The organism is Paraburkholderia sabiae, from assembly GCF_030412785.1.
In the GTDB taxonomy this organism is placed as follows: Bacteria; Pseudomonadota; Gammaproteobacteria; order Burkholderiales; family Burkholderiaceae; genus Paraburkholderia; species Paraburkholderia sabiae.
This window is the reverse complement of record NZ_CP125296.1, coordinates 2,271,723-2,286,510: the sequence shown is the minus strand read 5'-3', so window position 1 is coordinate 2,286,510 and position 14,788 is coordinate 2,271,723. Positions and strand designations below refer to the sequence as shown.

The window sequence follows — 14,788 nt, the reverse complement described above, 5'->3', positions numbered from 1 at the left end:
CGATTTCTACTTTGTTATTTGCCTGAAAACTGATTTGCAACGCAGCTGCATCGGCTAATGTATTGTGTCGTTCGGCATGGTCAAGTCAGGAGACACCACATCGCAAGAAAAGGATTCGAGCCGGATCGCATTGCATGCTGGCTTCCCGGCGCGTTATGTATGCCGCCGCCGATTCCCGGATTCACCCAGTCGCCGTCTTTCTGACGAAATTCCCCGGCTGTAAAGAGCACATACGCCTCTTCCGGAGGATGGCTGTGGTCCGGGTATCGGACGTTGGGTGCCATGACGGAAAAGCCCAGTTGCACGTCATAGCGGCTTTCGGCGCCGCCGGGTCCGCAAATCATGCCGTGCACGTGGCCTTCGATGTAGTTGTCGCTACCGTGCGATCCCGTCGTGCGACGCGTCCAGCCCAACGCAGGCTCGAGCAATTTGATGGTTCGTGCCGCTGCGCCGATTTGCGTCGGCAGGTCGATGACGGGTGCCAATGCCGCATCGATAAATTCGCATGCGGGATAGCGGGTGGTGTGTCGCTTGCCGTCATCCGATGGAATGCGTAACCGTTCGAAGATGCGAGACGCAACGGCTCTTCCCGCCTCAGGCAGCTTGTCTGACTGAAAGAGGTCCTCGGCTATTCGAACGAACGTTTCGATGTGTTCCGGTCGGTTGCTCATGTTGCTCGCTGAATGAGGATGAGGTCTTCGATTGTCACGTATAACGTCATGTATGACGTCAAAGCCAGTCGGTCTCGAAGCTGCAATCCGTCAGCGAGACGCAACCGTTGTCCGTGAGCACGACCTGTTGTTCGAGCTTGACGCCCTGCGTCCCGCCTTCCGCGCCGATGTAACTCTCGACGCACACCGTCATTCCGACTTCGAACACGCCGTCGTAACCCGAGCTTTCCCAATCGACCTGGTGCGCAATCGACGGATATTCGTCGACCATGCCGATGCCGTGCGCGAGACAGCAATATCGGTTCTTGATGTACTCGTCGGGGATCTTCCATGCCTTTTCCGAGAACTCACGGAATGTCATGCCCGCTTGCAGGACGTCCATATTGAAGTGGACCTGTGTATACGCGAGATCGTACAGCTTGCGTTGCTGATCGGAAGGACGGCCGTCGCCGACGAGCCATGTGCGCGAAATATCCGAGCAGTAGCCGTTCGGACCGACCATGTCGGTATCGAACGCGAGCAGATCGCCGGCCTGCAAAACACGGCTGGAGCATTCGTGCATCCAGGGATTGGTGCGGTCGCCGGATGCGAGCAGTCGTGTTTCGATCCACTCGCCACCGTTTCGAATGTTCTCGTAGTGGAGGTTGGCCCAGATGTCGTTTTCGGTGAGTCCCGGACGAAGCTCACGACGCATACGCGCGATTCCTTTTTCGGCCGTACGCAAAGACTCGCCGATCAGAACGAGTTCGCCGGGTGACTTGATCAGGCGCGCCGTTTCCATCAAAGCTTGCCCGTCGAGCAGCGTAAGTCCGTGCTTCTCCAGACAGGCCGTGCCGAACGGGTCGAGTCGATCCACTGCCAATACACTGTCGCCCGGCGCGTTTTTTCGGAACACGTCGACTATTTCGGCGCCCCAGGTTTCAGCGCGACGCTCCGCTTCATGACCCGCATTGAAAAACGTCCAGCTCAGTGCGCCGCGTAATTCGACGTTCAGATCGAGACCATCCCATACGTGCTCACTGCTGTGAAATTCCCACGCGACGATGCGGCCGTCCGCGAAGACCATCACGTATCGCGCGGGATTGCGGCCCGCCCATACCTGCATGTTCGATGTATCGGTCGCATACCGGATGTTGACCGGATCGTAGAGCAGGATTGCGGGGCATTTGTGCTTGCGTAGCTGCTCCTGCACGCGAGCGAGCCGATAAGCCCGGACGTCGCGCAGTACGCTTTGCTTCGAATCGCTTGTTGCGGCTGTACCTGCATCCAGCAGAGGATCATCCGTCATTCTTTGTTGCTCCAGACATTGTTTTGAGTGTGGGGCTGCGCGTTCGATGCCGGGATGCTTGCGCCAATCAAAGCTCGAGTACGAGGTCCGAGGTCGGACGGCTGCAGCAAAGCAGTCGAAATCCTTTTTGCACTTCCCGCTCGCGAATGCCGCCGTTGTGATTCATGTCGACGGTGCCTTCGAGCACTTTCGTCTTGCACGTACCGCAGATGCCCTGACTGCACGACGATGGAATGGCCACACCGGCTTTCCTCGCGGCAGAGAGCACCGTATCGGCGGCGTTCACCGTGAACGTCCGCGATGAGCGCGAGAGCTTGACGCTGAAAGTAGCTTGAGGTGCATCGTTTGCCGGTGCAGCGGGCTCCGGTGCGACGCCGGCGCTGATGTCGAAGCTTTCCTGGTGGTAGCGCGCCGGGTTGTGCCCGCCTTCGCGAAGCAACCCGCGCGCGGCGTTCATGTAGCCGGCGGGACCGCACGTGAATACTTCGCGCTCGATGTAATCGGGCACCCACTCCGACAGAAGCCGGAGACTGAGTCGGCCTGTCGGTCCTGACCAGCCGCCTTCATCTCCGACGCCTTCGCATACGAAGAACGTCCGCAGGCGCGGAGAAAGCTCGGTGAGCCGCTGCAATTCCTTTCGAAAGACGATGTCGGCAGGCGTCCGCGCGCTATGCACGAACACGATGTCGCGGTCCAGACCGAGGTCGATGCTCGCGCGTGTCATCGACATCAACGGCGTGACGCCCGACCCAGCCGACAGATACAACGACTTCGCAGCAGGCGCGGCGGTCGGCGTGAAGCTGCCGGACGGACCGTATGCGCGCAACTCGCTGCCGGGCTTCATGTTGTCGTGAAGCCAGTTCGACATGGTGCCGCCCGGTACGCGCTTGACGGTGATCGACAGCAGATAGGGGCGCGTCGGAGGAGAAGAAATCGTGTAGCAGCGTTCGACCGATTGTCCCTGCACCTGAGCCGATACCGTCATGAACTGGCCAGGCTCGAACCGCACGGGCGAACCATCGCCGACGCGAAATTCGAAGCTCTTCACGTCGTGGGTCTCGTCCACGACGCGGCAACACGTCAGCGTCTTCTGTTCGCCACTGGCCCAGAGCGCGCCGCCGCTTTCCCAGGTGCTTGCGTTCGAGAGTCTGTCGTCAGCTTCGGGGGCGGGGTCGAACATTCTTTCTACCGAGTTCATCGCATCAAACCTGTTGTCTAAATCGCGGATTCAGCGTGAATGTGGACGCGTTGCCGGGCTCGTTCTTCTGATATCGCCGTCGTGCGATGCGGCCACCGTTGCTGTGACTTGAGTATTGGTGGCGGGTAAATCAGCGTCAATGCGCTTTATTTTCGTGGCGCTATTACATTAGGTTATGCGTCGCGCGAGCACTGGCGACACACGCGTATTCGACGCCGTCGAACCCGTCCGTCTAAGTGACTTCCCTGATTAGACGTATTGTCGGCTTGACGAATACAATTTGTAGACACACGATAGTTGCAACAGGAGAGCGCATGAAGACGAACATCGTCGAACTCGAGCGGGAGGATGGCCAGGCTTCGTCCCCCGATCGCAAATCAGTTCTGGGACAGGCGCTGCGCCACCGCATTCTGAGCATGGAACTGGCGCCGGGCGCGTCGCTTGACGAAGTGGCACTGGCCGAGGAGTTCGGGCTCTCGCGACCGCCCGTGCGCGAACTGATGCGGCAGATGGCTGCCGAGGGCTACATCGAACTGGAAGCGAATCGCGCGGCGCGCGTGGCGTCGATGAATTACGACTCGCTGCGTAATTATTTTCTGGCGGCGCCGCTGATATACGTCGCGACGACCAAGCTGGCGGCCGTTCACGCAACGCAAGCCGAGATCGATGGTTTGAAGCGAATCCAGGAACGGTTTCGCGCGGCAGTGGAAGGGGTCGATGTCGACGAGCGGGTTTTGCAGAATGACGGGTTTCACCTCGCGATCGGAAAGATGGCGCACAACCCGTATTTGTTGCCGAGCCTGTGCCGGCTGCTGATCGATCATGCGCGGCTAGGCAAGACGTTTTATCAGCCGCGAGACGAGCGCATGGACGCCGACCTCGCGGAAGCGGTGCAGCAGCACGAGGACATCATCGATGCGATTCAGCGACGTGATGCCGATACCGCCGGCGAAATCGTGCGTGCGCATGTGTATCTCGCGCGACGAAACATGGCGTCGTATGTCGCGCCGGATGGTGTCGACGTGCCGATCAATTTTTAGCCTTGCGAACCGGGAGTGGCTGCTCGGTTCCTCATGCAACCCTGCATCACTGAGAGACTGATATGACTGATTTGCTGTCCGGGAGCGAATATCACAACATCGCTCGTGAATTGAAGTTGCCGAGCCGGGTCATCATCGATGGCAAGGCTTGCGCCGCGGCATCCGGCGAGACGTTTGCGACGTTCAATCCGGCGACGGGCGAGCAACTCGCCGACGTGCCCGCTTGCGCCAGGGCCGACGTGGATGCGGCGGTCGTGAGCGCTCGCACGGCATTCGAGGACGGACGCTGGTCGAAGCTGCATCCCGCCGCGCGCAAACAGGCGATGCTTCGGCTCGCCGATCTCATCGAAGAGAACGCGCTGGAACTCTCGGTCATGGAGAGTCTCGATGCAGGCAAGACGATCTTCGATTGTCAGACCGTCGACGTTCCCGAAACGATCAATGTGCTGCGTTGGCACGCGGAAGCCATCGACAAGATCTACGACCAGGTTTCGCCGGCCTCGGACAGTCACATTTCGATGATCGTGCGCGAGCCGGTGGGTGTCGTCGGCCTCGTACTGCCGTGGAATTTTCCGCTGCTGATGCTTGCGTGGAAAATCGGTCCGTCACTGGCGGCAGGGTGTTCGCTCGTCGTGAAGCCAGCCGAAGAAACATCGCTTACGACGATGCGGGTCGCCGAACTCGCGCTCGAAGCGGGCATTCCCGCCGGTGTGTTCAATGTCGTGACGGGCACAGGTCCCGCAGTGGGCGAGCCGATCGGGCGTCATCGCGACATCGATATGGTGTCGTTTACGGGTTCCACCGATACGGGTCGCCGCTTCCTTTCCTATTCCGCCGAAAGCAACCTCAAAGAGATCGTGCTCGAGATGGGCGGGAAAAACCCCTGCATCGTGATGTCCGACGCGACCGACCTCGACGCAGTGGCAGGCCACATCGTCAATGGTGCGCTCTGGAACATGGGCGAGAACTGTTCGGCGATTTCGCGGCTCATCGTCCATCGCGACATCAAGGGACCACTGCTGGACCGGATCATGAAGCTCGCCGGGGAATGGCGCGTCGGCGATCCTTTGGACCCGGCCAACCGGATCGGACCGCTCGTTTCGCCGCAGCACTACGAGAAAGTGCAGTCGTATCTGTCGGGCGATATCAACGTCCTCTGCGGCGGACAGACGAGCGAAGGGCGCTACGTGCATCCGACCATCATCGACGTCGAAAGCAATGACGCAAAGCACGCTCGCGAAGAAATCTTCGGGCCGATTCTGTCGGTCATCACGGTAAGCAGCTTGCAGGAAGCCATCGACATCGCGAACGACACTGACTACGGTCTTGCAGCGTCCGTGTTCGCGGGCAATGGAAAGCGCGCATTGCGTGCGGCGCGTGCACTGCGAGCGGGCACCGTGACAGTGAACTCATTCGGTGAAGGCGATATCACGACCCCATTCGGCGGATTCAAGCAGTCGGGTTTCGGCGGACGTGACAACTCGCTCCATGCGCATGACCAGTACACGCAGTTGAAGACTATCTGGCTCGACCTGAACGACAACGAAGCGGACGACGAGTAACGACATGAAAGATTTCTCCTTTACTGGCATCAATCTGGCGATTAGTACTCCTTTTAATAACGATGGAAAACCGGATCACGCGCGACTCGAACAGCTCATCGAACGATATCTCGCGGCGGGCATACGCGGTTTCGTGCTCAGCTCGGGCACGGGCATGCACGTGTATCTGTCGCAGGAAGAATCGAAAGCGCTGGTCGCGTTCGGCGCGAAGGTGATCGACGGGCGGGCACGCATCATCGCGCAGACCTCCGCGCTGCTCGTCGATGACGTGGTGGAGCGCACGCGTCATGCAGCCGATTGCGGTGCTGGCGCGGTGATGGTGCTGCCGCCGTTCTTCGAAGGACCGACGGACGACGACGGTGTATTCGATTTCTATGCCGCCGTCGCGCGTGCCGGCCTGCCTGTCATCGGCTACAACGTGCCGCAGGCCGTTGGCGTGGAAATCACGCCGTTGCTCCTGCGCCGTCTCTGCGAGATTCCCGAATTCCTCGCGGTGAAGGACAGCAGCGGAGATTTGAGCAAACAGGCAGCGCTCGTTCGCACAGGGCTTCCGGTGATGAACGGCGCGGACCCGCTCATGCCGTACGCAATGTATGCGGGCGTGCGCGGGCTCATCTGGGGCGGCGCGAACTTTGCCCCGAAGACGTGCACGCAGTTCGTCACGGCAGCCCAGGAACATCGCTGGGACGATGCGAGAGAACTCTGGCGACTCCTGGAGCCTGCCATGTCGCTGATCTGGGAAGGCGACTACGTGCAGTCCGTCTATGCCGCCGCGGAAATGACGGGTTATGGAGCGGGAAATCCGCGTCGTCCGCTCGCACGGCTTTCCGCAAGGAAGGCCGACGCCCTGCGCAGCGCGCTCGGCGAACTGGTCGAGCGCGAAAAGCTTGCCGTTTAAGGACCTGGGCTAACTATCATGTTCGTAGCGAGCAAACTTCCGCAGCATCTCGGCCAGTCAGGGTGGGTGTCCATGCTGCCGCCCAGGATGCCGCGCCCGCCGCTCAATCGCGCAGTGAATGCCGACATCGTGGTGATTGGCGGAGGCTTTGCGGGGCTGTCGGCGGCAAGGCGTCTCTCGCAACTCGACCCGCGTCTCAAAGTCGTCATTCTGGAAGCGGGAGAAATCGCGGAGGGCGCGACAGGGCGCAATTCCGGTTTCATCATCGACCTGCCTCACGAAGTTTCGTCCGAAGACTACGGCGGGTCCGATACCAACGAGCGACGCCACGATATCAAGGTCCATCGCATCGCAATTGCTCTCGCGCAGGATCTGGCCAACGAAAAGGGCTGGGGCAAAGACGTTTTCGATCCTTGCGGCAAATACAACGTCGCGTTGGGGCTGCAAGGCGACGAGCACGTCTCGTCTTACGCGAAGCAACTGGACAAGGTGAACGAACCGTACAGGCTTCTCGATGCGAACGAGATTGCCGCTGTGACGGGAACGAAGTCGTTCACGTCGGCGATTTTCACGCCAGGGACCGTCATCATTCAGCCCGCCGCTTACATCAGGGGACTGGCCGACTCGTTCGATGACCCTGTGAAGCTTTACGAGAACACACCTGCTCTGTCGTTCGAACGACAGGGCGCGTCGTGGCTGATCAAGACGCCCAAAGGGTCTGTCAATGCCGGGAAAATCATCCTCGCGAACAACGGACAGGCGCAGAGCTTCGGACTCTTCCTTGGACAGCTTCTGCACGTCTATACCTACGCGTCGATGACGGAAGCGTTCGATCCGAAACGGCTCGGTGGTCAGCGTTCATGGGCGGCCACGCCTGCATTCCCGATGGGAACGACTGTGCGTCGCGTCGAAGGCGACAAGGGCGACCGTATTCTGATTCGCTCGCGATACACCTACAACCCTCGCATGCAGGTGAGCAAAAGCGCAATTGCACGCGCCGGCCGCGTGCACGACCGCAAGTTCGAGACGCGTTTCCCCATGCTGAAAGGCATGCCGATGGAATACCGATGGGCGGGTGCGATGGCACTGACCTGGAACGGCGTCCCGGCTTTCGGCGAGATCGAGCCCGGTGTCTTTGCCGCAATCGCTTGCAATGGAGTGGGTGCGACGAAAGCGACCGCGTCGGGAATCGCTGCCGCCGAGGCCGCGTTCGGTCAGGATTCGTGGCTCGTTCAGGTCTTCCGGGGTTTTGCAGCACCGAAGCGGCTGCCGCCGCAACCTTTCCTGACGATAGGCGCAACGGCGAATCTCAGCATGAAGGAATGGTCGGCCGGAGCGGAGTAATCACGATTCGCGTCGCGAGACAGGTGGCGCCGACTGGCGATTGAATGATGGAGGAACACATGGACTGGATAAACAAATTCCCGCATATGCAGGACGAGGCGCTTCTGCATATGAAGCGTTCGATCGATGACGGCTTCCGTGCATTCACGGCGGCATACGGTGACCCCATCGACAGCTTCTTCCATCCGCTGCAGGAGTTCCTGATGGCGGCAGAGAGGTTCATGACGCAAACGCCGTGGCCCGTAATCATGCTGCTCGTGCTGGTCATCGCCTGGGGTGCCAGCAGAAACTGGAAGGTGGTGCTCGGCTGCTTCGTCACGCTCACGCTGATCGGCTACCTCGACATGTGGCAGGACACGATGCGCACTGTGTCGATGATTTTCGTGTGCACGTTCCTGTCGATTGTCATCGGCTTGCCGATCGGCATTCTGATGGCGAAGTCGGACCGCATACGCAAACTGGTGGACCCGATCCTCGACGTGATGCAAACCATGCCGAGCTTCGTTTATCTGATTCCCGTCGTGATGCTGCTCGGTATCGGACGTGTGCCTGGCCTGATTGCCGTCGTCATCTACGCGATTCCGCCGATGATCCGGCTCACCAGTCTCGGCATCCGGCTGGTCGACCGCGACATTCTCGAAGCCGCCGACGCATTCGGTTCGTCGGGCTGGCAACGGTTGCTGAAGGTTCAGTTGCCGCTGGCGCTGCCGACCATCATGGCGGGTGTCAATCAGACCATCATGATGGCGCTGGCGATGGTCGTCGTCGCAGCGATGATCGGCGTTCAGGGACTGGGGCAGCCGGTTCTGAAAGCCATCGCGAACCAGTACTTCACACTCGGTATCTTCAACGGACTTGCTATCGTGGGTATCGCGGTGATCTTCGACCGCGTGAGTCAGGCATATGGCAAGCGGCTCCAAAAGCATCAGGAGGTGGTCCATGGCTGACATTCAATCCGGCGGCATCCGCATCCAGCATCTGTACAAGATCTTCGGACCCAAGGCCGCATCCTATGTCGAAGCCGTCAAGAACGGTTTGTCGAAAGCCGAGTTGCTGAAAGAGACCGGTCATGTCCTTGGACTGCGAGACATCAACCTGGATATTCCGGCCGGCTCCATTCAGGTGATCATGGGCCTCTCGGGGTCGGGCAAGTCGACGCTCATCCGGCACATCAATCGCCTGATCGATCCGACTGCCGGGGAAGTGCTGATTGGCGGCGTCGATGTCTGCAAGATGGGCTTTCGCGGATTGCGCGAATTCCGCCGACGCCAGACCGCGATGGTATTCCAGAAGTTCGCGCTGCTCCCGCATCGCAATGTGCTCGACAACGTGATTTACGGCCTCGAAATCTGCGGCGTGAAGCGCCATGCCGCCGTTGAGACAGCGATGCGCTGGATCGAACGCGTCGGCCTCAAGGGCTTCGAGCAGCGCTTTCCGAATCAGCTGTCGGGCGGCATGCAGCAGCGCGTCGGTCTCGCGCGGGCACTTGCGATGGATGCGCCCGTTCTGCTGATGGACGAAGCGTATTCCGCGCTCGATCCGCTGATCCGCATGGACATGCAGACCGTGCTGCTGGATCTTCAGAAGGAAATCAGGAAGACGATCGTCTTCATCACGCACGACCTCGACGAAGCGCTCCGCCTTGGCGATCAGATCGCGATCCTGCGCGACGGCTGCATCGTGCAGCAAGGCACGAAGCAGGACATCGTACTGCGGCCCGCCGACGAGTACGTCACGAACTTCGTGAAGCAGGTGAATCGTGGGCGGGTCGTCTGTGTCGAGTCGGTGATGACGCCGTTGCGCGCAGGCGTGGCATCGGCAGGAAATCATGTTGTGGCCGGCACGACGATCGAGGAAGCGATTTCGATGCTGACGCACAACCCTGCAATCGAGCAACTCACTGTCGTCGGCGCGGAAAAGCAGCCGCTCGGCAGCGTGAGCCTACGTCAGCTGGCGTGTGCGCTGATTACCTCGGACGAGCGGTGTGACGCGATTCGTGTACCGGCCGAAGCACGCATCCGCACCGAAGCGCTTCCCGGTGTATCGCTAACGCCGCTCGAAAGATAAGCACGAAGGTTGCCGCAGTGATGCGGCAACCGGGGTTGAAAGGTCGCTTCCGGGGAACGGCCGGTGGTTGTTGTCAGGCAGGTGATTCGAGAACTGGCAGTTAATTATCGCAACGCGTTAGTTAGTGATCCGATATAAATGGAAACTGACTCACGCATCGACCAACGCATGCCGGCGAAGCTCCGGAAACTTTTTGGGAAACTGCAATGAAATCGACATTTCTAGGGGCGGCGCTCGTCGCTATCGGGATTTTCTGCGGAAGCTCACAAGCCAACGCTGCCGCTTGCGGAAACGTGACGATCGCAAGCATGAACTGGCAGAGCGCGGAACTCGAAGCGGCTGTCGACAAGGTCATTCTTCAGGAAGGCTACGGCTGTTCGGTGAATAGCGTCGTCGGCGATACCGTGCCGACCATCACGTCGATGGTCGACAAAGGCAAGCCGGATATCGTGCCGGAGGGCGCAATCGATTTGCTGCCTGCCGTTGCCAAGCAGGGCATCGATTCGAAGAAGATCGTTCTGGCGGGCCACGTCATTCAGGAAGGCGCCGTCTACGGCTGGTACATCCCGAAGTACGTCGCGGACGCGCATCCCGAGATCAAGACGATTTCCGATGCGCTGAAGCATCCCGAGCTTTTCCCGGATCCGGAAAATCCCGGCAAAGGCGCGGTCTACAACGGACCTCAGGGCTGGGGCATCACTGTCAATACAGCGCAGTTGTACAAGGCGTTTGGCGCAGAACAGAAAGGCTTCCGGCTCGTCGATACGGGTTCTGCCGCCGGTCTGGATGGCTCGCTCGTAAAAGCGTATGAACGCAAACAGGGCTGGCTCGGTGTGTACTGGGCGCCGACGTCGCTGCTCGGCAAATACAAAATGGTCAGGCTGAGCGAGGGTGTGCCCATCGATCAGGCCGAGTGGAAGCGTTGCACGACGGTGGCAAGCTGTCCCGACCCGAAACCGACCGGCTGGCCGGGAAGCCGTCTGCTCACGCTGGTCTCGAAGCCGTTCGCCGACAGGGCAAGTCCTGATGTCATGAAGTATCTGGATACGCGTACTTTTACGACAGCCGATGTTCAGCAAGTCATGGCATGGATGACCGATAATCAGGCGACGGGCGAGGACGCCGCGAAGCACTTTCTGAAAGAGAAGCCGCAAATCTGGACGAAGTGGGTGACGCCGGCCGCCGCGGAAAAGATCAAGGCGTCGCTATAAAAGCGCCAGCGCCTCGCTTCAAGACGCGAGTTTCCGGGGGGACGATTGCCGTCCCCTCGGCGTCATTTGCAGAAGAACTATTTCCCTGTGCTCACGATGAAAGCAGCTATGGACGGCGCAAAAGGTTATCGGCGGCTGATACCCTCGCTCACGGCGCTAGTCGAATTCGAAGCAGTCGCGCGGTTGCGAAGCTTCACACTTGCCGCCGCCGAGCTTGGCGTGACGCAGGCCGCCGTCAGCCGGCAGGTCAGGTTGCTCGAAGAGACGCTCGGCGTCCGGCTACTCGACCGGCTGCATCGCACGACCACGCTGACGGGCGAGGGCGACGCGCTGTACAAGGTCGTCGCGGAAGCAATGGGGAAAATTGCGGGCGTGTTCGACCGCCTGTCGACGGGAATCGAGGACGAAGAACTCGTGCTCGCAACGACGGCTGCGTTCTCGCATTTCCGCCTGATGTCGAGTCTCACGCGGCTCAAGCGTGTGCAGCCTGGCCTGCGTATTCGCCTCACGACGACGATGTTCATGGCGGACCTGCGTCACAACGAAGTCGATGCGGCGGTTCGCTGGGGCAACGGCCGGTGGAGCGATGGAACATCGCATCTGCTGTTCGGCGAGCAGGTGTTTCCCGTGTGTTCGCCGGGCTGGAAAGACGAGTACGGTGCGCCTGCATCGCTGGAAGAACTCGCGAACATGACGCTGATCGCGTACGACCCGACGTCGGAAGGCTGGCTGACCTGGGAAGAATGGTTCCGCGCCGTGGGCGCGCCTCCAACCCGGCTCAAATACGGTGTGCGTACGTGTCTCTATACGGATGCCGTCCAGGCGGCCCGGCTCGGACAGGGCGTTGCGCTGGGCTTTGGCAGTCTGCTGCACGAACACGTCGCATCGGGCGAACTCGTACGTCTGACGAGCGCGTCCATCACGCTGAACGACGCCTACTATCTGGTCGTGCCGCACGGCAAACCGATGTCGCCGACAATCGAAACGCTGATCGAAGCGTTAAGGAATTCAGTCGGGCTGTCCTGATATGTGCTTTCAGGAAGGCCGATCGCGCGGATACCTCGCACCTATAAATCAAAGTAATACGTCCGCGAAAATAAAGCGCATTGACGACCTTTCTGGGCACTCCAATACTCAAGGGTAACGCGGGAACATTCGAATTCCCGATACCCCTGAACGTTGGAGATAGACGATGTCTGAGTTCGTATTGAAGCCTCTTGGTGAGCTCGTTCGAAGCCGCGAACCCGGGTGCGGATTGCCCGGAGAGGTTTTCAGCCGGCAGGATGTGTTCGATACCGACGTCGATATCTTTTTCCACAAGCACTGGATCGTGGTCGGCGTGACGGCGGATGTGCCGGAACCGGGCGACGTCTCCGTCGTCGACATCGGCCGGGCGTCGGTGATCATCGTGCGCGATGACGACGAGAACATTCGCGCGTATCGCAATGTGTGCCGCCATCGCGGCGCGCGTCTGAAGGAAGCCGGGAAGTCGACGGTCGGCATGCTCGTGTGTCCGTATCACCAGTGGACGTACGATCTCGACGGCAGCTTGCGACACACCAGGCACATGGGGAAGGATTTCGATCCGACCTGTCGCAGTCTGCGGCCGGTGCATCTGAAGGTTGTCGGCACACATGTATTGGTGTGTTTCGCGGACGAGCCGCCGGCCGACATCGCGAAGCTCGAAGAAACGATGACGCCGCGTTTCGCCCCTTACGAGTTGCAGAACACGAAGATTGCCTTCGAGTCCGAAATCGTCGAAGACGGCAACTGGAAGCTCGTGATGGAGAACAACCGCGAGTGCTACCACTGCGAAGCGGGACATCCGGAGTTGACGATGTCGTTTCTGCCGGAATCCACAGGCGCCAGCGCCGACGACATGGACGATGAAGGACGAAAAGCGCTCGACGCCTATAACAGGCTCAACGCCGACACCCAGAAGAACTGGGAAAGCGACGGATGGGTATGCACAGCCGTCGAGGAACTCAGCGGAGACGTTGCCACGCATTTCCGCACCGAGCGGCTTCTCATCGCAGGCCACGGCGAGTCGCAGACGTTGGACACCAAGGTCGCGTGTCAGAAACTGCTGGGCAATCTCACCCGCCGCGATCTTGGCGACACGCATATGTGGACGCACAACTCGTGGACGCATGTGATGAGCGACCACGCGATGATTTCCTGGATCATCCCGCTCACTCCCGAGAAGACCCTTGTTCGCACGAAGTGGCTGGTCCACGCCGACGCGGTAGAAGGCGTGGACTACGACCTCACGAAGCTGACCGAGGTGTGGGTTGCGACGAACGCTCAAGACGCGAGCCTGGTCGCAATCAATCATCGTGGCGCGCAGGATCCCGGCTATATCCCGGGACCGTACTCTCCGTCCACTGAGACCTACGTCGATCAGTTCGTCGACTGGTATTCGGGGCGTCTGAAAGCGCACGGGATCTGACGTCGCCGATACATGTCCGTTGGGTCGACACGAGTCCAACGCGCATAGGTCGCTGCTTGCGCAGGAAAGCATCTGCTTCACGAAGGAAGGACGGGCCCGGCCCGTCCTTTGTCGTCTCATTGCCACCAGACGAGCCATGAAACTATCGACGGTTGCCTTCCTTCTCCTCGGCCTGCTCGGGGGCATGAATCTCGTCTACATGAAATGGGCCACGGATCTCATCAGTCCCGTTCAGGTGGCGTTCTTGCGGGTCTTGTTTGGCTTCCTGCCGCTCGCGCTCGCGGCGTGGCAGCAGCGAGCCATTACGCGGGCGCAGATGCGGCTGCTGCCGCATTTTCTGATCATGGCGGCAGGCGCAACGGCCTTTTACTTCATCGCGATCATCAAAGGCACGGCGCTGGTTCCGCTCGGCATTGCCGGCGTGCTAGGCGGATCGATTGCACTGTTCACAGCGGTTTTTTCTCTGGTTCTGCTGCGAACGGAGAAACTCACAGTCGTGATGGCGACTGCCGTGGTGCTCGGCTTCCTGGGTATCGTTCTGATCGCGCGTCCATGGGAGGACGGCGACGGCGCGATCAGTGCGGCGGGTGTCCTGTGGTTGCTGGCGAGTGCGAGCGTACTCGGACTTTCCTATATCTACGTCCGTGTATTCTTGTCGCCGGCCAATTTGCCGCCCATCGCTCTCGCTACATGGCAAATGGGCCTGGCGCTGCTCATTCTGTCGTTTTGCACGGACTTTACGGGCATGGGGCGTCTGCTTCAGGACTGGCGCGCGACGGCAGGTGTGATCGTCGGGCTCGGCGTTCTGGGCACAGGCGTGGCCTTCCTGATCTATTACTACTTGCTTGAGCAACTCGGTGCGGTTGCGTCGTCGAGTGCAAACTACCTGGCTCCCGCTGTGACTTTGCTGATCGGTTGGGCGCTCGGCGAGCGGTTCGGGATGCTGGAACTGATCGCCATCGCTCTCGTCTTTGCGAGCATTGCGCTCGTTCAGATCGCCCGGCAGCGAGCGGTGATTGCACCTGTGTCGGGTGGCGAAGTCTGAGCGAACTCGCGTGCT

General features: G+C 60.0%; 13 protein-coding genes. 10 read left to right on the top strand and 3 right to left on the bottom strand.

The genetic code is table 11. The annotated features are described in order from the left end of the window. Positions 1-80: 80 nt before the first annotated feature. The 3 genes from QEN71_RS39655 to QEN71_RS39645 all read right to left on the bottom strand — a co-directional run bounded on the left by QEN71_RS39655 (position 81) and on the right by QEN71_RS39645 (position 3,157). Complete coding sequence (locus QEN71_RS39655) at positions 81-671, bottom strand: dimethylsulfoniopropionate lyase (protein ID WP_201649489.1); 591 nt, start codon at positions 669-671, stop codon at positions 81-83. 58 nt (positions 672-729) lie between these two features. After that, on the bottom strand, positions 730-1,959 hold the full coding sequence (locus QEN71_RS39650; RefSeq protein ID WP_201649491.1) for a M24 family metallopeptidase: 1,230 nt from the start codon (positions 1,957-1,959) through the stop codon (positions 730-732). Positions 1,960-2,026: 67 nt separating this feature from the next. After that, on the bottom strand, positions 2,027-3,157 hold the full coding sequence (locus QEN71_RS39645; protein ID WP_201649493.1) for a hybrid-cluster NAD(P)-dependent oxidoreductase: 1,131 nt from the start codon (positions 3,155-3,157) through the stop codon (positions 2,027-2,029). Between the two features lie 314 nt (positions 3,158-3,471). On the opposite strand from QEN71_RS39645, the gene QEN71_RS39640 reads away from it, so the two are divergent. From QEN71_RS39640 to QEN71_RS39595, 10 genes are all read left to right on the top strand, one after another. Continuing rightward, positions 3,472-4,197 carry a GntR family transcriptional regulator gene (locus tag QEN71_RS39640; protein ID WP_201649710.1) on the top strand — a complete coding sequence of 242 codons (726 nt, stop codon included), beginning with the start codon at positions 3,472-3,474 and terminating at the stop codon, positions 4,195-4,197. A 62-nt stretch (positions 4,198-4,259) separates the two neighbouring features. Continuing rightward, positions 4,260-5,759: an aldehyde dehydrogenase gene (locus QEN71_RS39635; RefSeq protein WP_201649495.1), complete on the top strand. Its 1,500-nt coding sequence runs from the start codon at positions 4,260-4,262 to the stop codon at positions 5,757-5,759. 4 nt (positions 5,760-5,763) lie between these two features. Then, on the top strand, positions 5,764-6,657 hold the full coding sequence (locus QEN71_RS39630; RefSeq protein ID WP_201649497.1) for a dihydrodipicolinate synthase family protein: 894 nt from the start codon (positions 5,764-5,766) through the stop codon (positions 6,655-6,657). 72 nt (positions 6,658-6,729) lie between these two features. After that, positions 6,730-8,001 (top strand): NAD(P)/FAD-dependent oxidoreductase, encoded by a 1,272-nt coding sequence (locus tag QEN71_RS39625; RefSeq protein ID WP_223957242.1) that lies wholly within the window; start codon positions 6,730-6,732, stop codon positions 7,999-8,001. Positions 8,002-8,060: 59 nt separating this feature from the next. After that, on the top strand, positions 8,061-8,948 hold the full coding sequence (locus tag QEN71_RS39620; protein ID WP_201649501.1) for an ABC transporter permease: 888 nt from the start codon (positions 8,061-8,063) through the stop codon (positions 8,946-8,948). Beyond that, positions 8,941-10,068 (top strand): quaternary amine ABC transporter ATP-binding protein, encoded by a 1,128-nt coding sequence (locus tag QEN71_RS39615; protein ID WP_201649503.1) that lies wholly within the window; start codon positions 8,941-8,943, stop codon positions 10,066-10,068. The genes QEN71_RS39620 and QEN71_RS39615 overlap by 8 nt, the downstream gene beginning before the upstream one ends. Positions 10,069-10,274: 206 nt before the next feature. Then, the gene (locus tag QEN71_RS39610; protein WP_223957244.1) at positions 10,275-11,279 is read left to right on the top strand and encodes a glycine betaine ABC transporter substrate-binding protein; all 1,005 of its coding nucleotides are present in this window, start codon (positions 10,275-10,277) and stop codon (positions 11,277-11,279) included. Positions 11,280-11,387: 108 nt separating this feature from the next. Continuing rightward, the gene (locus QEN71_RS39605) at positions 11,388-12,305 is read left to right on the top strand and encodes a LysR substrate-binding domain-containing protein (protein ID WP_233471750.1); all 918 of its coding nucleotides are present in this window, start codon (positions 11,388-11,390) and stop codon (positions 12,303-12,305) included. Positions 12,306-12,471: 166 nt separating this feature from the next. Continuing rightward, on the top strand, positions 12,472-13,728 hold the full coding sequence (locus QEN71_RS39600; protein ID WP_201649509.1) for an aromatic ring-hydroxylating oxygenase subunit alpha: 1,257 nt from the start codon (positions 12,472-12,474) through the stop codon (positions 13,726-13,728). Positions 13,729-13,864: 136 nt separating this feature from the next. Further along, positions 13,865-14,773 carry a DMT family transporter gene (locus tag QEN71_RS39595; RefSeq protein WP_201649511.1) on the top strand — a complete coding sequence of 303 codons (909 nt, stop codon included), beginning with the start codon at positions 13,865-13,867 and terminating at the stop codon, positions 14,771-14,773. Positions 14,774-14,788 lie beyond the last annotated feature (15 nt).

Bases quoted from the DNA above. Each gene is read 5' to 3' on its own strand.
- QEN71_RS39655 (WP_201649489.1), bottom strand. From the start codon at position 671: ATGAGCAACCGACCGGAACACATCGAAACGTTCGTTCGAATAGCCGAG.
- QEN71_RS39650 (WP_201649491.1), bottom strand. From the start codon at position 1,959: ATGACGGATGATCCTCTGCTGGATGCAGGTACAGCCGCAACAAGCGAT.
- QEN71_RS39645 (WP_201649493.1), bottom strand. From the start codon at position 3,157: ATGAACTCGGTAGAAAGAATGTTCGACCCCGCCCCCGAAGCTGACGAC.
- QEN71_RS39640 (WP_201649710.1), top strand. From the start codon at position 3,472: ATGAAGACGAACATCGTCGAACTCGAGCGGGAGGATGGCCAGGCTTCG.
- QEN71_RS39635 (WP_201649495.1), top strand. From the start codon at position 4,260: ATGACTGATTTGCTGTCCGGGAGCGAATATCACAACATCGCTCGTGAA.
- QEN71_RS39630 (WP_201649497.1), top strand. From the start codon at position 5,764: ATGAAAGATTTCTCCTTTACTGGCATCAATCTGGCGATTAGTACTCCT.
- QEN71_RS39625 (WP_223957242.1), top strand. From the start codon at position 6,730: ATGCTGCCGCCCAGGATGCCGCGCCCGCCGCTCAATCGCGCAGTGAAT.
- QEN71_RS39620 (WP_201649501.1), top strand. From the start codon at position 8,061: ATGGACTGGATAAACAAATTCCCGCATATGCAGGACGAGGCGCTTCTG.
- QEN71_RS39615 (WP_201649503.1), top strand. From the start codon at position 8,941: ATGGCTGACATTCAATCCGGCGGCATCCGCATCCAGCATCTGTACAAG.
- QEN71_RS39610 (WP_223957244.1), top strand. From the start codon at position 10,275: ATGAAATCGACATTTCTAGGGGCGGCGCTCGTCGCTATCGGGATTTTC.
- QEN71_RS39605 (WP_233471750.1), top strand. From the start codon at position 11,388: ATGGACGGCGCAAAAGGTTATCGGCGGCTGATACCCTCGCTCACGGCG.
- QEN71_RS39600 (WP_201649509.1), top strand. From the start codon at position 12,472: ATGTCTGAGTTCGTATTGAAGCCTCTTGGTGAGCTCGTTCGAAGCCGC.
- QEN71_RS39595 (WP_201649511.1), top strand. From the start codon at position 13,865: ATGAAACTATCGACGGTTGCCTTCCTTCTCCTCGGCCTGCTCGGGGGC.